At 46.2% G+C, this 22,205-nt stretch carries 19 protein-coding genes; 12 read left to right on the plus strand and 7 right to left on the minus strand.

What is annotated here, in order from left to right; genetic code table 11:
• The first annotated feature begins 98 nt into the window (after positions 1–98).
• From KW844_RS06690 to KW844_RS06700, 3 genes are read left to right on the plus strand one after another with little or no spacing between them, the layout of a single operon-like run.
• Positions 99–1,181 carry an efflux RND transporter periplasmic adaptor subunit gene (locus KW844_RS06690; protein WP_218375938.1) on the plus strand — a complete coding sequence of 361 codons (1,083 nt, stop codon included), beginning with the start codon at positions 99–101 and terminating at the stop codon, positions 1,179–1,181.
• 18 nt (positions 1,182–1,199) lie between these two features.
• Positions 1,200–4,367, plus strand: a complete 3,168-nt coding sequence (locus KW844_RS06695) for an efflux RND transporter permease subunit (protein WP_218375939.1) — start codon at positions 1,200–1,202, stop codon at positions 4,365–4,367.
• A complete protein-coding gene (locus KW844_RS06700) occupies positions 4,360–5,781 on the plus strand; it encodes a TolC family protein (protein WP_218375940.1) in 1,422 nt (473 codons plus the stop codon). Before KW844_RS06695 ends, KW844_RS06700 begins: the two co-directional genes overlap by 8 nt.
• A 61-nt stretch (positions 5,782–5,842) precedes the next feature.
• Here KW844_RS06700 and KW844_RS06705 read toward each other — a convergent pair whose 3' ends face one another.
• Positions 5,843–6,358, minus strand: coding sequence for a hypothetical protein (locus KW844_RS06705; RefSeq protein ID WP_218375941.1), 516 nt, complete (start codon positions 6,356–6,358; stop codon positions 5,843–5,845).
• A 25-nt stretch (positions 6,359–6,383) separates the two neighbouring features.
• Positions 6,384–7,220, minus strand: coding sequence for a hypothetical protein (locus KW844_RS06710; protein WP_218375942.1), 837 nt, complete (start codon positions 7,218–7,220; stop codon positions 6,384–6,386).
• Between the two features lie 281 nt (positions 7,221–7,501).
• Between KW844_RS06710 and KW844_RS06715 the strand changes: the two genes are divergently transcribed.
• From KW844_RS06715 to KW844_RS06725, 3 genes are all read left to right on the plus strand, one after another.
• Positions 7,502–9,124 carry an NADP-dependent glyceraldehyde-3-phosphate dehydrogenase gene (locus KW844_RS06715; protein WP_218375943.1) on the plus strand — a complete coding sequence of 541 codons (1,623 nt, stop codon included), beginning with the start codon at positions 7,502–7,504 and terminating at the stop codon, positions 9,122–9,124.
• A gap of 150 nt (positions 9,125–9,274) precedes the next feature.
• On the plus strand, positions 9,275–9,457 hold the full coding sequence (locus KW844_RS06720) for a hypothetical protein (RefSeq protein ID WP_218375944.1): 183 nt from the start codon (positions 9,275–9,277) through the stop codon (positions 9,455–9,457).
• Position 9,458: 1 nt separating this feature from the next.
• Entirely contained in the window at positions 9,459–9,950 is a 492-nt protein-coding gene (locus tag KW844_RS06725; RefSeq protein ID WP_218375945.1) for a hypothetical protein, read from the plus strand.
• Positions 9,951–9,977: 27 nt separating this feature from the next.
• Here KW844_RS06725 and KW844_RS06730 read toward each other — a convergent pair whose 3' ends face one another.
• The 3 genes from KW844_RS06730 to KW844_RS06740 are packed head-to-tail and all read right to left on the minus strand — an operon-like array spanning position 9,978 to position 12,377.
• Positions 9,978–10,688, minus strand: coding sequence for a LytTR family DNA-binding domain-containing protein (locus KW844_RS06730; RefSeq protein WP_218375946.1), 711 nt, complete (start codon positions 10,686–10,688; stop codon positions 9,978–9,980).
• 3 nt (positions 10,689–10,691) lie between these two features.
• Positions 10,692–11,753: a sensor histidine kinase gene (locus tag KW844_RS06735; RefSeq protein WP_218375947.1), complete on the minus strand. Its 1,062-nt coding sequence runs from the start codon at positions 11,751–11,753 to the stop codon at positions 10,692–10,694.
• Positions 11,754–11,756: 3 nt separating this feature from the next.
• Positions 11,757–12,377, minus strand: a complete 621-nt coding sequence (locus KW844_RS06740) for a hypothetical protein (protein ID WP_218375948.1) — start codon at positions 12,375–12,377, stop codon at positions 11,757–11,759.
• Between the two features lie 163 nt (positions 12,378–12,540).
• Between KW844_RS06740 and KW844_RS06745 the strand changes: the two genes are divergently transcribed.
• The 6 genes from KW844_RS06745 to KW844_RS06770 all read left to right on the plus strand — a co-directional run bounded on the left by KW844_RS06745 (position 12,541) and on the right by KW844_RS06770 (position 19,668).
• Positions 12,541–13,317 carry an MBL fold metallo-hydrolase gene (locus KW844_RS06745; RefSeq protein WP_218375949.1) on the plus strand — a complete coding sequence of 259 codons (777 nt, stop codon included), beginning with the start codon at positions 12,541–12,543 and terminating at the stop codon, positions 13,315–13,317.
• Positions 13,318–13,467: 150 nt separating this feature from the next.
• Entirely contained in the window at positions 13,468–14,304 is an 837-nt protein-coding gene (locus KW844_RS06750; protein WP_218375950.1) for an AraC family transcriptional regulator, read from the plus strand.
• A gap of 150 nt (positions 14,305–14,454) precedes the next feature.
• Positions 14,455–16,794 carry a histidine kinase dimerization/phosphoacceptor domain -containing protein gene (locus KW844_RS06755; protein ID WP_218375951.1) on the plus strand — a complete coding sequence of 780 codons (2,340 nt, stop codon included), beginning with the start codon at positions 14,455–14,457 and terminating at the stop codon, positions 16,792–16,794.
• 9 nt (positions 16,795–16,803) lie between these two features.
• Complete coding sequence (locus KW844_RS06760) at positions 16,804–18,177, plus strand: sigma-54 dependent transcriptional regulator (RefSeq protein WP_218375952.1); 1,374 nt, start codon at positions 16,804–16,806, stop codon at positions 18,175–18,177.
• Between the two features lie 87 nt (positions 18,178–18,264).
• Positions 18,265–19,029: an alpha/beta hydrolase gene (locus KW844_RS06765; RefSeq protein WP_255578256.1), complete on the plus strand. Its 765-nt coding sequence runs from the start codon at positions 18,265–18,267 to the stop codon at positions 19,027–19,029.
• A gap of 51 nt (positions 19,030–19,080) precedes the next feature.
• A complete protein-coding gene (locus KW844_RS06770; RefSeq protein ID WP_218375953.1) occupies positions 19,081–19,668 on the plus strand; it encodes a hypothetical protein in 588 nt (195 codons plus the stop codon).
• 62 nt (positions 19,669–19,730) lie between these two features.
• On the opposite strand, the gene KW844_RS06775 is transcribed toward KW844_RS06770, so the two are convergent.
• Positions 19,731–21,605: a DUF2075 domain-containing protein gene (locus KW844_RS06775; protein ID WP_218375954.1), complete on the minus strand. Its 1,875-nt coding sequence runs from the start codon at positions 21,603–21,605 to the stop codon at positions 19,731–19,733.
• Positions 21,606–21,642: 37 nt separating this feature from the next.
• Positions 21,643–21,981 (minus strand): nucleotide pyrophosphohydrolase, encoded by a 339-nt coding sequence (locus tag KW844_RS06780; protein WP_218375955.1) that lies wholly within the window; start codon positions 21,979–21,981, stop codon positions 21,643–21,645.
• Positions 21,982–22,205 lie beyond the last annotated feature (224 nt).

The raw sequence follows: 22,205 nt of genomic DNA on the forward strand, positions 1-22,205 counted from the left end.
CCTTCGGCACCTGGTAAATCGCGGACAAGTCAGGTCCTGACCCGTCCGCTACGCACGCTGCTGACCAAAATTTTCGCCTTAATTACCCAGATATAATCATGAATAAGATCGTCATGTTCACCGGCCTGGTGGGTGTAGTATACGCCACCAGCTGCCAGCCCGCAAAAGTGGAAAAGGAAGAAACCGAAAAATATACGGTTACCAGTCCTATGGAAGTAGACACTTCCTTTACCAAAGAGTATGTTTCGCAGATCCGCTCTGTTAAAAACATCGAGATCCGCGCCCAGGAAAGAGGGTTTCTGCAATCCATATACGTGGACGAAGGTCAGTACGTACACGCAGGCCAGGTCCTCTTTAAGCTGATGCCGAATGCCTTCCAGGCAGAACTGCTCAAGGCAGAGGCTGAAGCTAAAGCCGCCACCATTGAACTGCAAAACACCAAAGCCCTGGTGGATAAAAACATCGTTTCCAAAAACGAGCAGGCAGTAGCACAGGCCAAACTGGACCAGGCAAATGCAGAAGTATCACTCGCAAAACTGCACCTCTCCTACACGGAAATCAGAGCGCCATTCGACGGCGTCATCGACCGCATTCCTAAAAAAATAGGCAGTGTGGTAGATGAAGGTGAACTGCTCACCAGCCTCTCCGATAATACCCAGATGTTTGCCTATTTCAACGTTTCCGAACCGGAATACCTGGAATACCAAACGAATGTAAAGGGTCGCGCCAACAGCAAGGTAAGCCTGCTCCTGGCCAACAACCACCCCCTCGCCTACAAAGGCGATGTGGAAGTGATTGAAGGGGAATTCGACAACGAAACCGGTAACATCGCCTTCCGCGCCCGCTTCCCGAACCCGGACAAGCTGCTGAAAAACGGTGAAACCGGCAAGGTAATGATGACCGTGCCTATGAGTCGCGCCATCATCATCCCGCAAAAAGCCACCTACGAAATCCAGGACAAGAAATACGTATTTGTAGTGGATAAAAACAATGAGGTAAAATCCCGCAATATCAACATCAGTGGCGAAATGCCGGATGTGTATGTGGTTGGAACCGGTCTTGCCATCACGGATAAAATTCTGCTCGACGGTGTTCAGAAGGTTAAAGACGACCAAAAAATCAACTACGATTTCAAAAAACCGGAAGAAGTGCTTTCTCACCTGAAATTAAAAGCTGAATAGCGGCAAAGCCAACTAAGTATGTTTAATAAATTTATTCAGAGACCCGTTCTCTCTATAGTAATATCACTCATCATTGTGTTTCTGGGAGTGCTGGGCATTACTCAGCTGCCGGTAACACAATTTCCGGCAATCTCCCCGCCAAAAGTGAACGTGACGGCGGAATATCCGGGTGCCAACGGTGAGCTGATGATCAAATCCGTAATCATTCCCCTGGAAAGGGCCATGAACGGTGTTCCAGGCATGAAGTACATGACCTCCGACGCCGGTAACGATGGGGAAGCATCCTTGCAGATCATCTTCAACCTCGGTACTGACCCGAACCAGGCTTCTCTCAACGTACAGAACCGCGTGGCCTCTGTAGTAAACAAGCTGCCGCCACTGGTAGTGCGTGAAGGTGTTAAAATTACCAAAGAGGAATCCAACATGTTGATGTATATCAACCTGTACAGCGATGATCCGCATGCCGATCAGAAATTCCTTTTTAACTACGCCGATATCAACATCCTCGCGGAACTGAAACGTGTACCCGGTGTAGGCGTGGCCGATATCCTCGGAAACCGCGAATACGCCATGCGCGTGTGGCTCAAGCCCGACCGCATGCTCGCCTATAAGATCAGTGCGGACGAAGTGATGAAATCACTCGGAGAACAAAGTCTGGAAGCCTCTCCCGGCAAAACCGGCGAAAGCTCCGGCAAGCGCTCACAGTCATTCGAGTACGTACTCAAATACTCCGGTCGTTACACCACCAAGGAACAATACGAAAATGTAGTACTGCGCTCCAGTCCAAACGGTGAAATGCTGCGCCTCAAAGACGTAGCCGACGTTGAATTTGGCAGCTCCATGTACGACATCTATTCCAACCTGAATGGCAAACCATCCGCAGCGATCGTACTGAAACAATCTTATGGCAGTAATGCCAGCCAGGTAATCAAAGACGTGAAAGCCAAGATGGCCGAAATCCAGGCCGCCTCCTTCCCTAAAGGAATGCACTACGAGGTGAGCTATGACGTATCCAAATTCCTGGATGCCTCCATTGAAAAGGTGTTGCATACCCTCGTGGAAGCGTTTATCCTCGTGGGTATTGTGGTATTCCTGTTCCTGGGCGACTTCCGTTCCACCATTATCCCTGCCATGGCCGTGCCGGTTTCCCTGATAGGTACCTTCATGTTCATGCAGTTCTTTGGTATCACCATCAACCTGATCACCCTGTTTGCACTCGTGCTGGCGATTGGTGTGGTAGTGGATGATGCCATCGTGGTGATTGAGGCCGTGCACGCCAAAATGGAAGAAGAACATATAGGGCCACTGAAGGCCACCAAAAAAGCCATGCATGAAATTGCAGGCGCCATCATCGCTATCACTTTCCTGATGGCTGCGGTGTTTATTCCGGTGGCGTTTATGTCGGGGCCGGTAGGCTTGTTCTACCGCCAGTTCTCCATCACCATGGCTACCTCCATCATCCTCTCGGGTATTGTGGCACTAACGCTCACGCCTGCACTCTGCGCCATGATTCTTAAAAACAATCATGGTAAAAAGAAAAAACAGACGCCGGTAGATAAGTTCCTGGGTGGGTTCAACAACGGCTTCAACAAAATTGCAGGCAAATATCAGGGGCTGCTGGGTAAGATCGTGAGCAGACGCATCGTCACCTTCGGGGTGCTCATCATCTTCTGTATCGGTACCTACTTCATGAATAACAGCGTGCCTTCCGGCTTCATTCCGAATGAAGACCAGGGTATGTTCTACGCCATTATACAAACACCTCCGGGGTCCTCACTGGAACGCACCAACCAGATTGCAGAGCGACTGCAAAAAATTGCAGAAGATGTAGAAGGGGTACAATCCGTTTCTTCCCTGGCAGGTTATGAAATCCTCACAGAAGGTACTGGCTCTAACTCCGGCACCTGCCTGGTGAACCTGAAAAGCTGGGAAGAACGTAAACATTCTGTTACTGAAATCATGGAGGAGCTGGAAGAAAAGGCAAAGGATATTACCGGCGCCAACATCGAATTCTTCCAACCGCCTGCAGTACCGGGTTATGGTGCCGCTGGTGGATTTGAGTTGCGACTCCTGGATAAAACAGGCAGTGGCGACTATAAAAAGCTGGAGCAGGTAAACAATGACTTTGTGGAAGCGCTGAAGAAAAGAAAGGAGCTGACCTCCGTATTCAGCTTCTACAGTGCCAGCTTCCCACAGTATCTGCTCAGCGTGGATAATGACCTGGCACAACAGAAAGGTATTACCATCGATAATGCGATGAATACCTTATCGACCCTGATAGGCAGTAACTACGAAATCAGCTTCATCAAGTTCGGTCGCCTGTATAAGGTGATCGTGCAGGCATCGCCACAGTACAGGGCTTTGCCGGAAGACATCCTGAAATTATATGTGAAGAATGACAAGGAAGAGATGGTACCATTTTCTGCCTTTATGAAGATGGAGAAAGTGTATGGCTTGTCGGAGATCACGCGGCATAACATGTACACCTCATCAGAGATCAGCGGTTCCTCTGCGCCCGGCTACAGTAGCTTCCAGGCTATCCTGGCCATCAACGAGGTGGCAAAGAAGGACCTGCCGAGAGGCTATGGCATTGACTGGGCGGGTATTTCCGCCGACCAGGTAGCACAGGGCCATCAGGCGCTGTGGATCTTCCTGATATGTTTAGGTTTCGTGTACCTGATCTTGTCGGCACAATACGAAAGTTTCATTCTGCCTTTATCCGTGATACTTTCCTTGCCGGTGGGTATTTTCGGGGCCTTTTTCCTGTTGAAGGTATTAGGTTTGGAAAACAACATATATGCGCAGGTGGCCATGGTAATGCTGATTGGTTTGCTGGGTAAGAATGCTGTACTGATTGTGGAATTTGCCGTGCAGAAGCACCGCGATGGTTACACCGTGAAGGAAGCGGCGCTGGAAGGCGCCAGGGTCAGGTTCCGTCCTATCCTGATGACCAGCTTCGCCTTTATCGCCGGGTTGATTCCACTGGTGATTGCTACCGGCCCTGGTGCATTGGGTAACAGAACCATTGGTACCGCTGCGGCGGGCGGTATGTTATTCGGTACCGTGTTTGGCGTGGTGATCATCCCGGGATTGTATTTCATTTTCGGGAAGATAGCAGAGAAACGCATGTTTGTAAAAGATGAAGAAGAAAATCCATTAACAGAAGAAATTGATCACAATGTATAATAGATACCTGGGCATATTGGGCCTTGGTTTGGCCTTTGCAGCCTGCAAGGTGCCAACAGGCACGCAGCAGGTAGAAAACAGATCCACGCCCGCTTCCTATGGAAACGGGCTGGATACTACCACTGCTGCCACCATCGAATGGCGTAAGTTTTTTACGGACCCGCACCTGGTAAATCTGATCGACAGTGCCCTGGCGCATAACCAGGAGCTGATGATCACGTTACAGGAGATAGAGATCGCCAAAAACGATATCCGCTTCCGCCAGGGAGCGCTGGTACCAACGGTTACCGCCAAAGCAGGCGTAGGCCTTGAAAAGGTGGGACGCTATACCAGCCAGGGCGCCGGTGATGCATCCACCGAAATCACACCAGGAAAAGAAGTCCCTGATCCGCTGGCAGATTTCGGTATTGGCGCCTATGCCAACTGGGAAGTTGACATCTGGAAAAAACTGCATAATGCTAAAAAAGCAGCAGTAACAAGGTACCTGGCCACTGTGGAAGGCCGGAACTTTGTGCTCACTAACCTGGTTGCAGAAATTGCCAACTCCTACTACGAGCTGCTGGCGCTGGATAACCAGCTGACCATCGTTAAGCAAAACATCGACCTGCAGAAAAATGCGCTGGAGATAGTGAAAGCACAGAAAGAGGCTACCCGCGCTACCGAACTGGCCGTAAAGAAGTTTGAGGCGGAAGTGCTGAAGTCGCAAAGTCTGGAGTTTGACATAGCGCAGAAAATCAAGGAAACAGAGAACAAGATCAACTACCTGCTGGGTCGCTACCCGCAGCAAATTGACCGCGATAAAGGTGAGTTCCTGCATGCAGTGCCAACTATGGTAACCGCAGGGATTCCGTCGCAGCTGCTGGCTAACCGGCCCGATATCAAACAGGCCGAGCTGGAGCTCGCAGCGGCCAAACTTGATGTGAAGGTCGCAAGAGCCGAGTTTTATCCATCGCTGGGCATTAGCGCCGGCATAGGATTCCAGGCCTTTAATCCTTCCTATCTCTTTAAACTCCCTGAATCATTATTATACAACCTGGCCGGCGACCTGGCAGGGCCATTGATTAACCGCAATGCCATCAAAGCGGAGTTTAACAGTGCCAATGCCCGTCAACTGCAGGCGATGTATAATTATGAGCGCGTGATTTTAAACGCCTTCCTGGAAGTATCCAATCAGCTGTCCAATATCGACAACCTGGAAAAAAGCTACAGCCTGAAATCCAGGCAGGTAGCTGCACTGACAACGTCCATCGATATTTCTAATGACTTATTCAAATCTGCCCGTGCGGATTATTTAGAAGTGCTGATGACGCAGCGTGATGCGCTGGAATCTAAGCTGGAACTGATTGAGACTAAGCAGCAGCAGTTTGCGGCGGTGGTAAATGTGTATAGGGATTTAGGTGGTGGGTGGAAGTAAAACCACAATTTCATAAATTAAGAAAGGGTTGTACACAACGTGTGGTACAGCCCTTTTTTGACTAATCCTCAAAATACTTATACGGATATAACCCATAGAGTTGCGGATGTATTTGATCCAAGGCTGCCTTGTACTCCGCCTGCAACTTTAGGTGGTCGTCTGTATCCAGTCTGTCTTCCAGCTGTTGGATCACCAACCCCAGCTGTACGAAGCCGGCAAATTTCACCGGCATCTCCAGGAAATCTTTCAGGTCGGCATATTCCCCTTTTTCATGATCGTAATACAGTACCCGTAAAGTTTTACGGTCTATGAACCATTCGTCGCCCTGACCGGAGCGGGCAAACAGCCAGATGGCAGGTGCCAGGTCAGGATAGTTATCTGTCAGGTAGCGGTTTTCCTGCAGGGTGGCTTCATAGTCGAGCAGGATAATATCGGCGCCTAGTTCCTGGCTTTTATAGTTGGTAACAAAAGGCAGGTAATCGGCATCGCCTATACGCAGTTTGTCCAGGTTGCGAATGGGCTGATTTCGCTTCTCGAAGGCGTCAAACAAAGTGTTGATATCGGGTACAGTAATCATGGTACTTTAAAGATAAAACACTTTATTAAAACAGGCTCCCCTGCACCACTGCCGGCAACACTACCGGATGAAACAAACCGATAATTGTAAAAGGCTGTTTGGCCGAAGCATGTACGTTTTGGGTGGTGCCCAGGAAGAAGTGGAGGTCAGTATTGCGGACATACTCCTGCAGGTATTTCTTGCGGAGTTCACTGGCAGCTTTCGCTTCCTTATCGGGTCCCTGCTGTTTCTTCAGCAGTTTCCAATAGTGAGATGCCAGTTGAAAGTCTTCCACGGGCAGGCTGATCTCTTTATTACTATCATCTAAAAAGCGGAATGAGAACCGGAACGGGAGTTTCTTAAAAGCATCCATAGGTTCTTCTTCCTGCATAAATACGTGGGGATAATATTTCTCCTGCTGCATTTTGGCGAGGCGTTCGCTGTCCCATTCCTTTTCTGCCGGCGTTATGTCCAGGCTCAGGATACGTTGCGGCTTAAATACAGCCAGGGAGGTGTAAAATGCTTCGTGTTTAGCTTCCATGAGCAGGTTCTCCAGGTTACGATAAACATGCTTTTGTACCAGCGCTTTACGCTCCTGCCAATAGTTGCCGGCACCAACGTGCCCCAGTTTCTTCACGGGCTGTTCCGGGTCCACCGGGCGGAAGCTTTCCAGCCGAAAATCGCGTGGATTGCGCTCCAGGTTTATTTCTATCCAGTCGTACAACTGGTATTGTTCCTCGTATATTTTTTGTGAAAAAGAGATGGGGTAGATTCTGATGAAGGTACCATCGTCCCTGAAACCTGCTATGCTTAGCTGCTCATCGTAGTGGGAAGATAAGGTGGGGTAACTTTTCACAGTAATCATAACTTTCGTCAAAGGCATGCAAAAAATTTTTAAAAAGTATCCGTTTTACAATGGTTCCGGTAATAATGTGGCCAACTTGATAAGATGACTTCCGTTATGCTGTATTTGTTATAAATGTATTAATTCTTACCGGCTAATTAAGCCGCCAAATTAAGGTTAATCATTGAAAATAAAAAAGTTATGTCCCATTAAAGTATCTGTAGCGAGGAGAAATAGTTTTTATCTCTATCGGTATCAAAACATTCTATGTTATTAATTCGTTGTAATTTGTGTACTTTGTACGCATAAATTATGAACACATGAGTTTTCAAGAAGCGCTACAAAAGATATTTGTAGCAGAAAATGAAATCCCCGAAGAATTCCGCATTACAGAAATTCACCAGAGAGAGTACCTGGTAAACGGGGAAATGAAGCCATGGGACGGTCCTGTGAGCGAAGTGTATTCACCGGTTAACATTCCTACCCCTGAAGGACTTAAACGCAAGCTGATAGGCACCTATCCCCTCGGCACAGAAAAAGAAGCATTTGAAGCCCTGGACGCAGCACTGGCAGCGTATGATAATGGTCGCGGCGAATGGCCTACCATGCCACTGGCGCAGCGTATCGACTGCCTGTCTGTATTTGCCCGCAAAATGGTTGACCAGCGAACCCTGATCGTGAAGCTGATTATGTGGGAAATTGGTAAGTCATACGCCGATTCCATCAAGGAATTTGACCGTACCATTGAATATATCAACGCTACCATCGATGCCCTCAAGGAAATCGACCGCAGCTCCAGCCGCTTCGACATCAAAGAAGGCACCATCGCACAGATCCGCCGCTCGCCCCTTGGCGTCGTACTCTGCATGGGACCATTCAACTACCCCCTGAACGAAACTTTCACCACCCTGATTCCGGCGCTGCTGATGGGCAATACCATCCTCTTCAAACCGCCGAAACACGGTACCTTATTGCACTACCCACTACTGCGTGCGTTCATGGAATCCTTCCCTAAAGGAGTGGTAAACACCATCTACGGCCGCGGTGCTGCGGTGATCCCAGGCATCATGCAAACAGGCAAAATCAACGTACTGGCGTTTATCGGCTCCAGCAAAGTAGCCAACGACCTGCGCAAGCATCACCCTAAGCTGAACAGACTCCGTGCAGTACTGAGCCTGGATGCCAAGAATGCGGCCATCGTTACGGAGCATGCGGATATCAAAGTGGCAGTAAGTGAAACCATCCTCGGCGCATTATCGTATAATGGTCAACGTTGTACCGCCATCAAAATCGTATTTGTACACCGCTCCATAGCGGATGCATTCAATGCCAGTCTCAGCGAAGCGATTGCTAAAATGAAGTTCGGCATGCCTTGGGAAAAAGGTGTACAGCTCACCCCGGTGGCAGAACCAGGGAAGCCTGCCTATATCCGCGAGGTATTGGAAGATGCAGCTGCTCACGGTGCACAAGTGATCAACGAAAACGGTGGCGCCACCAACGAGTCATTCGTATTCCCTGCTGTGGTGTACCCTGTAAATGATAAAATGAAACTCTACCGCGAAGAGCAGTTCGGCCCGGTAATTCCAGTGGTGCCATTCGACGATATCGAAGAAACCATCGACTACCTGATCGAATCTCCGCACGGCCAGCAGGTGAGCATCTTCAGTAACAATCCTGAAGAAGTAGCTTCCCTGATCGATCCGCTGGTAAACCAGGTGAGTCGCGTGAATATTAACAGTCAGTGTCAGCGCGGACCGGATGTATTTCCATTCACCGGCCGTAAAGACAGTGCGGAAGGTACTTTGTCCGTGCATGATGCGCTGCGTTCTTTCTCCATCAGGTCATTGGTAGCAACAAAAAACAACGATACCAATAAAGAGCTGCTGGAAAACATCCTGAAAGAGCATAGCTCCGACTTTTTAAGTACGAACTTTATTTTTTAGTATAGTTTGCATTATTGAAGAAGTGAAGTCCCTGCAGGTTTGTACCTGTGGGGCTTTTGTTTATGGCCGGGTGTTACATACCCTTATGGTGATGAGTTCTTAAGCCGAAAATTCTTATCTTTGGTAAGTAGTAAAAATAACCCTTAATGTATGTCAGATAATAAAAAATCTATTAATAAAGATAAAATACCTGCGTTCATTATCACTGATGAAGATGCTCGTTTGAGAAGAGATATCTATCGTTCAGATATAGAAAAATTAGAACTTTTTGTTGAAATGATTCGTAGAAATAATTTGTTTAAAACGGCTAAAATCACTCATAAGAAAGCTTAGTATGGATATTTTAAGTGCAGAATTGCTTGACTTTTGGAAAGCTTTGGCAGAAAACAATGTTAGATATATTATGGTTGGCGGGTTTGCAACACGTTTTCATGGCTTTAATAGAAATACTGATGACTTGGATATGTGGCTTGAGGATACTTTAGAAAATAGAAAAAATCTAATAAAAGCTTTTACTTCAGCAGGCTTCGGAGATGATTTTCATATGTTGGAAACAATGCAATTTGTTCCGGGTTGGACTAGCTTCCATATTGGGAATAATATTGAGCTTGACATTATGACAGAAATGAAAGGCTTAGATAACTTATCATTCCAGGAATGTCTTAATCTGGCCTCTATAGCAGACCTGAAAGTGGTCCAAGTCCCCTTCCTTCATATAAATCACCTCATTCAAAACAAAAAAACGATCAATAGGCCTAAGGATAAAATGGATATTGAAGAATTGGAGAAAATAAAAAAAATCAGAGATAATGAGGAACATAATTAATATACTGATTTTCTATAACGTTCTTTTTCACCCCCTCCCTCCAAACCTCTCCATCACCTGATCCTTATACTTCAACCCAACCGGCAACGCCGTTCCATCTACCACCAGTTGATTCCCTTCCAAATACTGAATGGCCTGCACCGCTACCAGGTAGCTTTTATGAATCCGAAGAAACCTTGCTGCTGGCAACGCTTCTTCAATACTTCTCATGGTTTCGTTGGTCACAATTACTTTACCGCTTTTCAGGAAAATTTTCTGGTAATCACCGATGGAAGTAAAGTAAGAGATGTCCTCGAAATTTACTTTATGTAGTTTTTTATCTGCTTTTATAACAATGAATTCAGTCGCTGCTTTGCGATTGCTGGCTGCTACCTGCTCCAGCTCAATCTGATGGCGGGCCTTGTTGACCGCCTGCACAAATCGTTCAAACGAAAAAGGTTTGAGCAGGTAATCAATCGCATTCAGTTCAAATCCTTCGATAGCGTGTTCTGCATAGGCAGTAGTGAAAATCACACAGGGGGGCACCGGTATCATTTTTAACATATTGAGCCCTGAGAGATTTGGCATTTTAATATCCAGGAAAATCAGCTGAATCCCCGGCTCCCGCAAGGCTTCCAGCGCTTCAATAGCGTTATCGCATTTACGTACCAGCTCCAGTATGGGATATTCTTTTATATACGCTTCAATTACGTCCTGCGACAAAATTTCATCATCTACTATCAGGCATCTGATTTTCATGAATTAGTTATTTTGATGGTCGTGTAGTTGCAGTTGCAATGCTACAGCATATGTGGTTGCATCTTCGGTTATTTGCAGCTGATGGTGGCCGGGGTACAACATGTCCAGCCGGCGCTTTACGTTTTCCAGCCCCAGGCCTTTGTATGCGCCGTTCTCAGTTTCATCTACCAGCCCCTTGTTATTTTTTACAGAGAGATATAATTCTCTCCCCGAAATATTTAAACTTACATGCAGGAAGGTATCCGATATTCCCGCTTCCACCCCGTGTTTGAAACCATTTTCTACAAATACGATAAACATAAAAGGCGCCACCCTCCGTTTACCGGGATCACCGTTTACCACAAAGCAGATATCCGCTTTACCGGCATGGCGTACCTGGTGCAGTGCAATATAATCACGGAGGTAGTTGATTTCACTTTCCAGTGGCACCAGCGTATCATTGGATTCGTATATCATATAACGCATTACTGCCGCCAGTTTCAGCAAGGTAGGCGGCACCTTCTCATCTTTGCGGAGCGACAAGGAATAAATGCTGTTCAGCGTGTTAAACAGGAAGTGCGGATTGATCTGCGATTTCAGGTATAGCAATTCGGTATCGGCCTTTTCATTTTGTAGCCGCATCAGCCTGTTTTCGGACTCCATCAGTTGAAACCAGCCACGGGAAAGCTTCAGCAAGGTAGTCAGTCCCACATAAATGAGAGAAAACTGTACCAGCTCCGCAAAGCTGTAATAGGAAATAAAAAAGTAGCCAGGGAAAATATAGTCTACCACTTTATTGAACAACAACATATTAAAACCCGCCATCATTGCGATAAGTAGCGCTACCGTTATCGCATAAACGAAAAACTGGCTACGCCGCAGCAGCCTGGGAATGAGCAAACTTAAATTGAGGTATACCCCCATTACCAGTGGCAGATGAAAAACCGTATTATAAATTACATCAATTTTCTCAGGGCTCTCCACTGAAAAGAAGTACAACAGGTAGTAATAAGATATACACCAAAACAGGACATGTTGAAATATCCTGTTTTGAAATAATTGCCAAAGTACGCTGGTACGCTTCATTCCTTATTTTATTTTCCTGTAAGTCACTGGTTCACCATAAAAATCCTTGTAGTCAGCATATTTGATTACAAATTGCTGCAGCTCTTGTGTAGAAGCTGTAATCAGGCTCGCATATTCCAGCATTTCGTGTTTTATTCTTATCCTGTTCTCCGACAACAACTTATAAATCAATTCCGCATTCACAAATTGCAGCACGAAACTATTGGTTTGGATATTTATTCGGGCAAAAATATGTACCGGGATATATGACCCCTCCAATAATTTGTTTTGCTCGCTTTGATCAGAAGGATAAAGATCAATATAATAGTTATTGCCGAGTTTTACCAGGTTGAACAAGAATTCGGCCTTCTGTTTTCCTTCCGTTACTGTCATTTTGTAGGATTTATCGCTCGAAAGTTTAGTTTCGAGACCCAACAACGAGGATTTATTCCCATCGGCTTTCTTTGATTCACCCACGTTTTCCAGCTTCCAGATACTTTCTCCGGATGCTTCCTGCCAGGTACCCAGCAGGCGGTTGTCAAATACAAGATCGTTGAGCGTATAGAGTGGGTGCAAACAGGTGATACATCCGTTAAGCGCAATGAACGCCAGCAGTACCACCAGGAATATTTTTTTATCTTTCATGGTATTGAGTTTTTTGTAAAGGAAATACGAAATCAGGGGGTAGGAAAATAATTACGATGAACATGGCAAAACGGGGGTTAAACAAAATATACCACGCCATGCAGGATTTATACATTGGGGTTGCCGCAAGTTGACTTATCTTTAAATACCTGATCCCAAATGCATGATTACCATCACCCACATCGATACAGCCTGTGTGCTCATCGATATTGCCGGTTATAAAATACTGACTGATCCAACCCTGGATGCCCCGGGCAAGCTGTATTATCATGGTTCCGGAGGTTTTTCCAGGAAGACGTCAGTGCCGGCGGCAGCAATATCTGCTGCAGATATCGATCTGGTATTGCTGAGTCACCACCAGCACAAGGATAATTTTGACCGGGAGGGCAGGAAACTCACTGAGCAGGTGCCATTGGTGCTATCTACCCGCGCTGCGGCTAAAATATTACCCAATGCACGCGGGTTGAAGGCCTGGGAGAGCTTCACTATTGCCGATCAGCGCCTTCCGGACTTAAAAATCACGGCTACTCCCGCACAACATCACCCATGGTGGGTACCTGAGTTTTTTGCAGGAGAAGTAATTGGCTTTGTGATTGAATGCAGGCAGTTACCAGATGGCGCGTTGTATATTTCCGGCGATACGGTGTACTTTAAAGGTCTGGGTGAGATTGGCCGGCGTTTCCATATTGATATCGGGATTTTTCACGTGGGCGCGGTGCAATTCAGGTACCTCACCGGCTGGGGGAAATATACCTTCAACAGCAGGGAGCTATTAAAAACCATCCACGAGCTAAAGCCTGCACATGTGATACCTGTTCACTTTAAAGGCTGGACGCATTTCAAGGAAAAGGAGCCTGTTCTGAGAAATGCCTTACAGCAGGACAAAGCAGTGTGGGAGAAAACGATCATTCCCGAACCAGGTGTACCTATTGTGCTGTAAGCTACTCGTTAAATATCGCTAATCTACGATACTGTTTAGCCAAATATGGCTAACGCTTAAGCCTATACTATATTCAAATAACTGCGAATCAACAGGTTAAAAGTAAGGCATACTTATAGTATAAGCATCATTGCATTATGAGATTGAAATATGATGAGTATCACTGTAGCCGGTTCACATAACCCAGTAACTATTGTTTCCCTTCAACATACCATCGATACGGAATACCGGTTGTCGTGCATGGAGATCATCTGGGTGCAGGAAGGAGTATACACCCTATTCATAAATGGGCATGAGGTAATATTGTCTCCCGGCATGGTATGCCTTTTAATTCCAGGTCAGTTTAAATCGGGTATGATTCAGGGAGATGTTAAAGGCTACCGGATCAGCATTGCTGAGGCTTATTTCCAGATGACTATTACGGGAACGGATACACGTTACCAATATAACTTCATAGACCGGCCCTGTTGCCATCTCCTTGACCAGGACGCCGCTGCCGCGCTGGAACCGATTTTGGGCCTGGTGCGCGAGGAATGCGCCAGAAATATATCTCTCCCTAAAAATATAATTTTGGGCTGGATAAAAATATTGCTGGCCTACTGCAACTGGGGCGAACGTGTGGTACCGGAAAAGGCTACACGCCGCGACCAGGAGATAGCCCGCGAATTTTTCAGGTTATTGGCTGAGCACTATATCACAGAACGGAAGGTATCCTGGTATGCAGGACTGCTGGCCATCTCCCCTACTTACCTCAATCATGTGATCAAAAAATCTTCCGGCTTTCCGGCCAGCTATCATATCCAGCAGTGCATTATACTGGAAGCCAAAAGGTTGGTGGTGCATGAAAAGAAAAGTATGAAAGAGATTTCCTATGCCCTGGGATTTGATGACCTGGCGCATTTTAGTAAATTCTTCAAAAACAATGCAGGCGTGAATTTCACGAATTTCCGGCTGTTACATATCTGCGACACCGCCGGCCTCCTTTGATGAACCGTATACAATACGTACTTTAGCAGTCTGAACAAATCTGCTACCGGCATGCCCCGATTCATAATATTGCTGATACTACTTTGTATAGCTGCAACGTCCCGCGCCCAACAATTACAAAATCCAATCCCAGCCTCTTACACAGAGGATATGAAGCGGATATTGGTAATTGCGACGGCCAACCATTTATTTGGCGTTTCCCAGGGCAAAATGGACAGGGATAGCGCCATTATTTATGCGGCTGATATATTTGGGCTGAGTCGCCTGCTCGCCTATAACGAAGGATTTAGCAGCGGCAAAAACTATCCGGGACAGGCATTGATCGACGCCGGCAAAATCAACGAAGCTGCCGCCTGGGTAACGGACCTCCGGGGCGATCCACAAATGCAGCTCCTGGCGGAACTGGCGACCTACTATTTGCACAAACCCGGCACGGAACCTTCCGACATCAACAACGCCGGCATCTACCTGAAAAAACTAACAGAAGTGGTGGCCCTTAGCCAGGATAAACACTGGCAGGTGTCCAGCCTATGGCTATTGGCTGAGTGGAGTAGTGCGGGTGGTGATATGGAGAGAAGTAATGACTACTATTCACAAGCCATCGCGTTGCTGCGGAAGTCGCCCAATAAAAAAATGCTGATAAACGGACTTTTACTGCATGCCCAAAATCTGCCCCTGAGTGATCCGAAGCGTGCGGCAGAACTGGAAGAAGGCATTCATATCGCAAAGGCAGAAAAGCTACCACAAATGCAGTACCGCGTAAGTATTGTACAGCTGCTGGACCTGATGCGCCTTCATCCTGCGAAATTTGAAGCTGCCCTGCTGGCGGTACTGGAGCTTGAGAAACAAATTGGGTTTGAGCATCATCAATATGTCTATTCCTCCCTTTCCTATTGGAAGGTTATCCAGGGCGACCTGGTCAAAAGCAGGGAATATGCCGTTGCCTCCCTGGCCAGCGCTGCACAAACCAGGGATACTGCACTGTCGGTGCTCTACAATACCCGAATGGGCGATCTTACCATCAACAGCAGCAATCCGGAAGAGGCTATTTACTGGAACGACCGTGCACAACGTATCCCTAAAACCAAGGAAACGCAGATAATATGGTACAAAAGCCTGATACAGCGTATCAGAATTTATGCTGCCAATAATGATTATGCCAAAGCCTTGAGCACTGCTAAAGCGGTTGCACATGATTTCCCGCCGGATAACGACTTTGACCAAATGCAACTGCTGTACCACATGGCTTATATGCATGATAAGGTAGGGGAAAGTGATCAGGCATTAAAGTATTACCTGGAATTCCTGGAGATTTCGGAGCGATACCCTCCACAGTTTATGTACACTGAATTACTGAATGCTTACTGCCAGCTGGCGGCTTTTTATGTGCGCCAGCATGAAGGGGTACTCGCCAGAAAATATGCTACCAGAGTGATAAACGATCCAATCGGAAAGGTAGCACCACCTTACCTCGCTTCGGCAAGTCATACCTTATTCAAACTGGATTCTATGGCAGGCAATTATGTTTCCGCCATTCAGCATTATCAGGATTATCACCGTTATTCCGATTCTACATTCAGCATCACACAACGGCAGAAATTTGATGAACTGACAGTACAATATGAAACCCAGCAAAAAGATCAAAAGCTTCAGCTGCTGGAACGGAATGGTGAACTGCAGGAAGCAAGGCTGAATCGCAGCTCGCTGATAGGAAACATTACGATGGCAGGTATTGCCGTGCTGCTGATAGTAGTGGGATTACTGTATAATCAATATCGCCTGAAACAAAAAGTGAATGCTGAAACAGAGGCCAGGAACAAAATACTGCAGCAGCTGGTGGAAGAAAAGGAGTGGCTGATCCGGGAGGTACACCACCGGGTGAAAAACAACCTGCAAACCATTGTGAGCCTGCTGGAATCGCAGTCCACCTACCTGCAGAACGAGGCGCTGCAAGCCATCCAGGAAAGCCAGAACAGGATCCATGCGATGTCGCTCATCCACCAGAAATTATATCATGATGAAAATATATCTGCGGTGAGCATGGCCACCTATTTACCGGAATTAGTAGAATATCTGTCCGAAAGTTACAACATAAATAGCCGCATACTTTTTTACACTAAAGTAGAAGATGTAGAACTGGATGTTTCGCAGGCGATCCCTTTAGGATTGGTGGTGAATGAGGCGATTACCAACGCCATCAAATATGCGTTCCCTCATCCGGAGCCGGGCAACAGCATCACCGTCAACTTTTCCATGGCGGCGGGCAGGCTGGCCACGCTTACCATTGCTGACAATGGTGTAGGGATCGACAAAGCCTTGCTACACACCAAAGCTAAAGGACTGGGATTACGACTTATTCGCGGACTGGCAAAAGATATAGATGCACAACTGGAGATGCGCGCAGACCATGGCACTATGGTAATGCTGACCTTTACCGTTAGCCATACGCTGAAAGCCGATACTGTACAATCTTCCACCCAACTAGTATAATTTATCCTGATGAGCAAAAAAGTTTTAATTGTTGAAGATGTTTTTATTGAAGCCAATAACCTGGAAATGATCCTGGAAAAAGCCGGCTACTATGTGACCGGCATTGCCCGGTCCGTTGCCAGTGCCAGGAAAGAGATAGAACGGGAAAGCCCTGATTTTGTACTGATAGACATTTTTCTCCAGGGGCCGCAAACGGGGATAGACCTGGCCTGGGAGCTGAAGAAGCAGGAGATTCCGTTTCTGTATTTGTCGGCCAACTCCAACCGCGACACACTGGAGCAGGCAAAGCAAACGGGCCCCTACGGCTTTCTGGTAAAACCTTACCGGGAAAGAGATGTGCTGGTAATGCTGGAGATAGCGGTGTATCAGCATAACAATGGCCGGGAGGCGTTATTAAAAAATCCTGTCAGGAAAAAGACAGCTTCCAACGGCAACTTCCATGGTATTTATGGTAACAGCCAGGCCCTGAACCAGGTGGTGGAGCAACTGGAGGTGGTGGGTCCTACGGACACCAGTGTATTACTGCTGGGGGAAAGCGGCACCGGCAAAGAGCGGATGGCGGAAGTAATTCATCAGTTATCGAACCGAAGCAAGGGACCGCTTGTTAAGGTAGATTGTGCTTCCCTACCCCCAACGCTTATTGAATCTGTACTGTTTGGGCATGAGCGGGGCGCCTTTACGGGTGCTTCGGAGCGTCGTATTGGTAAGTTTGAGCAGGCCATTGGCGGCACCTTATTTCTGGATGAAATTGGGGAGATGCCGTTGGACATGCAGGCGAAATTGCTGCGGGCATTGCAGGAGCGGGAGATAGAACGGTTAGGCAGTGGTAATGTGATCAAAGTGGATGTGCGGGTGATTGCCGCTACCAACCGGAACCTGGAGCAGGAAGTAAGCGAAAAGCGCTTCCGGATGGATCTCTACTATCGCCTGAATGTATTTCCGGTGTTGATACCGCCCTTGCGGGAGCGCGGCGGAGATATTGCGCTACTGGCCAATCACTTTGTAGCCATGTATTGCACAAAATTTGGCAAGCCAGTGAAAAAGATTGGCCCTGCAGCCATGCAAACATTGCTGGCCTATTCCTGGCCGGGCAACATTCGGGAGTTGGATCATGTGACAGAGCGCACGGTTATTTTAACCAGGGAAGATGAGATCACGCAGTTTGCGCTTACGCCACAGCCGGTGGCAGCGGCGGTTCACAACGCCCATACTATCAAAACGATGGCAGAGAATGAAAAGGAACATATCATAACGGTGTTAAAGAGTGTGAATGGAAAGGTATCTGGCCCCGGCGGTGCCGCGGAGCTATTGGGCCTGCCTCCTTCTACCCTCAACGCCCGCATGAAAAAGCTTGGCATAAATACCGGTAAGTCTTTCCACTGATTTGTACAAGTAAAAGGTAAATTCGTCAATTGAATTCCTGACGGGGACCGGGTAATTTTGAATATACCGTTTTTCAAAACTATTACCATGATCAACTCCTCCACTATTGTCTTTATTACTGGCGCATATGTATCGCATGCCTGCTGGGACCAATGGCAGACCTACTTTCAGCATAAAGGCTACAACACCATGGCGCCGCCATGGCCCGGCAAAGATGCGGACACCAAAACCCTCCGCGGCAGGTACCCCGACAAGCAACTGGCAGCCGTTTCGATGGATGACGTGATCAACCAGTATATCGGCATTATTAATAAATTACCGGAGAAACCGATTGTGATCGGCCATTCGTTTGGCGGGCTGTTTGCCCAGGTGTTGCTGAACCGCGGTCATGCTGCGGCAGGCGTAGCCATTCATGCAGTAATGCCGCAAGGCATTATCCCGTATGAATTCAACTTTCTCAAATCGAACCTGCCTTTACTGGCTTCGTTGAACAGCACCTATCTGATGCCGTTTAGTCGCTGGCAGTTTGCCTTTACCAATGGCATGCCGCTGGAAGTACAGCAACAAACCTATGAGCAGCTGGTCATTCCGGAGTCACGCAAGGCGGCCCTCGGTGGCCTTACCAAAGCGGCTTACGTAGATTTTGCAAAGCCACATCCTCCCCTGTTAATGATGGCAGGCACAGAGGACCAGTGTATACCTGCACATTTGTGTAAGCGCGTATACAGCAGCTACAAGGACCGCAATTCAGTAACGGATTTTGTGGTGAAAGAACGGAACCATTTTGTGCTGGGGCAGCCGGGATGGGAACAGGATGCCGAGGAAGTGGCAGGGTGGTTGAAGAGGAATTAAGATATTTTAAAGGCCGGCTTTGTGAAGCCGGCCTTTTTGTATCTTCAAGGTATGCTAACACTGCCTGATATTGTTCAACCTTATTGGGGTAAGATTGTTGATAGTCGTGGTAACGGGTTTACCTCTTCTGTGCAATTTAGTCATCCCTTCTTTGGAACGCGTAAGTTCTCTGTGTACCTGGGAGATAGTGATATCAGTCATACACCGGTATACATCGCCGCACATCCGGGCTCATATTACAAGCCGCTGGAGCCAATTCTGGGTCCTGACTACTGTTTACTGGATGAATTCGCAGCTACCTACCAGGATTTTGTTTTGCACCGGGAGCAACGGTTGTTGGATTACCAGGAGGAGATGTATAGTTTTTTCCTTTCAACGATTAAGCCTAGGCTGCCGGAGATGTATGAGACTTACCCAACAATTACTTCACTGTATGAGCATAATCTGTATGTGCGAAACGTAGCGAATCTGCGGGTAAAGGAAGGTGATGTGGTGGAGATGTTGGTGTATTATGATTTTTATCCCGGGCCGGTATTTGGTACGGAGTGGGTGAAGGGGGAGATGAGGGGGTTGAGGGAGCGGCATGGGGGGAGAGATAGTGATAGCACTAGTTTCGGTTTGGTCCCTTATAATCATTAATATATGAAAATAGCTGGCATAAAACCAGCTATTCCAAGTTCATTAAAATGTATCTGTGCAGCTTATGATTGATGCCTTATTTGCAGCATGCCTTTGAAATAGGCAGCAAGGTTAGGATCAGTGCAGTAAATGTAACACCCCTTTAAACCGCGCGTCATTAAGGTGCGATAAGTATTTTTGATGATCTCATCCATCACTTGGTTTGCACCCACCAGATTTTGCTTTGCCAGAGTTTTATATCCTTTGACTGACCGATCATCCTTTGATCTTTTACCTGCATCTGTAAGCACCTGTCCATTTTCAAATCTGAGATCATCACCGATTATCACGCCAACATAATCAAGATCTAATCCCTGACACGTATGAATACACCCTATCTCATTAATAGAATTGGAATCGATAAGCCAAGAAGAACCATATGATGTGAGATTCCATTGCTTCTGAAATCCAAATTCAGGAAATACTATATCCATCTGAGAAGGGTCATTTTTACTTTTCCATTCCCAACAATACCCGGCTACAATTCTGGATTTATTATTCTTACGATTCTTTTCTTCAATTAGTTTGAACAACTCGATGGGGCTAGTTAATACTTTAAAATCGTAATTGAACGCCTTTTTCTCGAACACAAAATTAGCCGTTGATCGTACAGCCAATACATTGTCCAACCAATTGAGATATCCATCAGAACCATTGCACCTGAATTGAGATTCGAGTTCGAATACTTCAACCTTAGCTCCGGCTTCTTTTGCAAATTTTTCAATTTCACTGACTGTACCAGCATCCTCAAGGTGTATCCGCTGGTTTTCATCAATAAAAAAGATAGAACATTTGCTCGCGTTTATAATTTCTTTGATCTGATTTTCTCCTTCCTTGTACATACCCGATTTTTCTGTCAGGCGATGTGCTTCATCCACAATGAGACAGTCATAAGCATTCTCAGGTTCCCTGATAAATGTACCTGAACTTACAAAAAGTGGTTTATAGAATGCCTGGTCCATTTTCCCTTTTAACATCCGTAAATAAACGGCTCTAGGCGCTGCTGTTTTGGTGACGTACTTCACTGTTCGTCCTTTATGAACGAGCTTTGCCAACAAATTAATTGCAACAACTGATTTGCCGGTTCCCGGGCCACCCTTTACGATGATTACATTCTTATTTTGATCATTACTATGTAATGCTTTATCCTTCGCCACTTCAAATACGACCTTTTGGTTATCTATCATTACAAACTCATCGTTATTTTTCAGTGTAGCCACAATTGCATCTGCAAGGTGTTTGCCGGGTCTAATTTTGCCGTTTTCTATCTTTGAAATAACATTTGTTTTATCGCCCTCCCTTACATGCTTCTTTATAAATTCACGTAATTTCAAGGCATCATGCTTGTAAAAGACAGGTGCCTTTTCAAGATAGTGTCCGTAAAACTGACTACCTATGACATCATCCTTATCATCAAAGTTGTGCATATATACGCATGGCTGTACTAGAATCCCTTCATCTTCTACTGTTGCACTGTAGAATTTCAACAATGAGGCATAAGACCAGGCCTGATATGACGGATGGTTTGTTGGCGTGAACTTACCGCGAAACTTTGTTTCAACAACACCATCGCGGTTTGTTTTCATTGCTTCGGTCCATGCCTTGAGTTCAATGATTAATACGCATTCCTTTTCGCCGTTGGACCCGGTGATGGTAAAATCTGCCCGCATGGAACTCTGCGGAAAATGATATTCAATAAGGATACCTGCATCATCAGGGATTTCTGAATCGTTTAACAGCCGATCCATAAAGCCCAGGGATTGTTTATAAATTGACTGTTCGTTCGCAGCTACCGATTTTCCAGTTTTTTCTTTGATTTGATCTGCAATAATATTCTCTATATTATTGGTCAGCATATCACGACTGAAGCCTTTTTTGGTTTCGCGATAGATAATCATATTTTAGGGAGTTTAGGAGGTGGTTTACAAGATTATCCTATAGTTGATTATATTTTTTTGCTGTCCCTTTAGCTTTATCGACAGGGTACTTTTTCGAGTTTGCGGCAATCTTATCCAGTAAGATTTCTTTTACATTGAGATTATGCTTGTTTGCAAGGAGAAGACAATAGGCCAATACATCAGCAAGCTCTTCCTTAAGTCTGTTTACATCTACCTTTTCTGCTTCATCACCATTTTTCCAGAGAAATAGTTCATTTAGCTCTGCAGCCTCTATAGATATTGCTGTAGCCAAGTTTTTAGAATCGTGAAATTGCTTCCAGTCTCGCTCATCGCGAAACTGGACAAGCGCCTCAATAATGGTGTTTATATCTGACATCGACCGTCGGATTAGAATTTTTAACTATAAGGACATGACAAATATAAAGAATTATGCTATTGATATGAGAATTGGTGGATCAGAAAGAAACTAATCGTATTACGACTAGATAACAATGGTTAGGCTGGTTAGTATCGGAATCTCGTAGATTAATACAAACAAGCGGATTGTCTGGCCTGTAAAATTAATGTTCATAAATTTTGGACAGACGTAATATTAGAAAA

Origin of the sequence: Chitinophaga sp. sic0106 (assembly GCF_019219075.1) — a bacterium.
GTDB lineage: Bacteria > Bacteroidota > Bacteroidia > Chitinophagales > Chitinophagaceae > Chitinophaga.

What these genes read in the sequence shown, in the direction of transcription:
- KW844_RS06690 (WP_218375938.1), top strand. Translation starts at nt 99, where the DNA reads ATGAATAAGATCGTCATGTTCACCGGCCTGGTGGGTGTAGTATACGCC.
- KW844_RS06695 (WP_218375939.1), top strand. Translation starts at nt 1,200, where the DNA reads ATGTTTAATAAATTTATTCAGAGACCCGTTCTCTCTATAGTAATATCA.
- KW844_RS06700 (WP_218375940.1), top strand. Translation starts at nt 4,360, where the DNA reads ATGTATAATAGATACCTGGGCATATTGGGCCTTGGTTTGGCCTTTGCA.
- KW844_RS06705 (WP_218375941.1), bottom strand. Translation starts at nt 6,358, where the DNA reads ATGATTACTGTACCCGATATCAACACTTTGTTTGACGCCTTCGAGAAG.
- KW844_RS06710 (WP_218375942.1), bottom strand. Translation starts at nt 7,220, where the DNA reads ATGCCTTTGACGAAAGTTATGATTACTGTGAAAAGTTACCCCACCTTA.
- KW844_RS06715 (WP_218375943.1), top strand. Translation starts at nt 7,502, where the DNA reads ATGAGTTTTCAAGAAGCGCTACAAAAGATATTTGTAGCAGAAAATGAA.
- KW844_RS06720 (WP_218375944.1), top strand. Translation starts at nt 9,275, where the DNA reads ATGTCAGATAATAAAAAATCTATTAATAAAGATAAAATACCTGCGTTC.
- KW844_RS06725 (WP_218375945.1), top strand. Translation starts at nt 9,459, where the DNA reads ATGGATATTTTAAGTGCAGAATTGCTTGACTTTTGGAAAGCTTTGGCA.
- KW844_RS06730 (WP_218375946.1), bottom strand. Translation starts at nt 10,688, where the DNA reads ATGAAAATCAGATGCCTGATAGTAGATGATGAAATTTTGTCGCAGGAC.
- KW844_RS06735 (WP_218375947.1), bottom strand. Translation starts at nt 11,753, where the DNA reads ATGAAGCGTACCAGCGTACTTTGGCAATTATTTCAAAACAGGATATTT.
- KW844_RS06740 (WP_218375948.1), bottom strand. Translation starts at nt 12,377, where the DNA reads ATGAAAGATAAAAAAATATTCCTGGTGGTACTGCTGGCGTTCATTGCG.
- KW844_RS06745 (WP_218375949.1), top strand. Translation starts at nt 12,541, where the DNA reads ATGATTACCATCACCCACATCGATACAGCCTGTGTGCTCATCGATATT.
- KW844_RS06750 (WP_218375950.1), top strand. Translation starts at nt 13,468, where the DNA reads ATGATGAGTATCACTGTAGCCGGTTCACATAACCCAGTAACTATTGTT.
- KW844_RS06755 (WP_218375951.1), top strand. Translation starts at nt 14,455, where the DNA reads ATGAAGCGGATATTGGTAATTGCGACGGCCAACCATTTATTTGGCGTT.
- KW844_RS06760 (WP_218375952.1), top strand. Translation starts at nt 16,804, where the DNA reads ATGAGCAAAAAAGTTTTAATTGTTGAAGATGTTTTTATTGAAGCCAAT.
- KW844_RS06765 (WP_255578256.1), top strand. Translation starts at nt 18,265, where the DNA reads ATGATCAACTCCTCCACTATTGTCTTTATTACTGGCGCATATGTATCG.
- KW844_RS06770 (WP_218375953.1), top strand. Translation starts at nt 19,081, where the DNA reads ATGCTAACACTGCCTGATATTGTTCAACCTTATTGGGGTAAGATTGTT.
- KW844_RS06775 (WP_218375954.1), bottom strand. Translation starts at nt 21,605, where the DNA reads ATGATTATCTATCGCGAAACCAAAAAAGGCTTCAGTCGTGATATGCTG.
- KW844_RS06780 (WP_218375955.1), bottom strand. Translation starts at nt 21,981, where the DNA reads ATGTCAGATATAAACACCATTATTGAGGCGCTTGTCCAGTTTCGCGAT.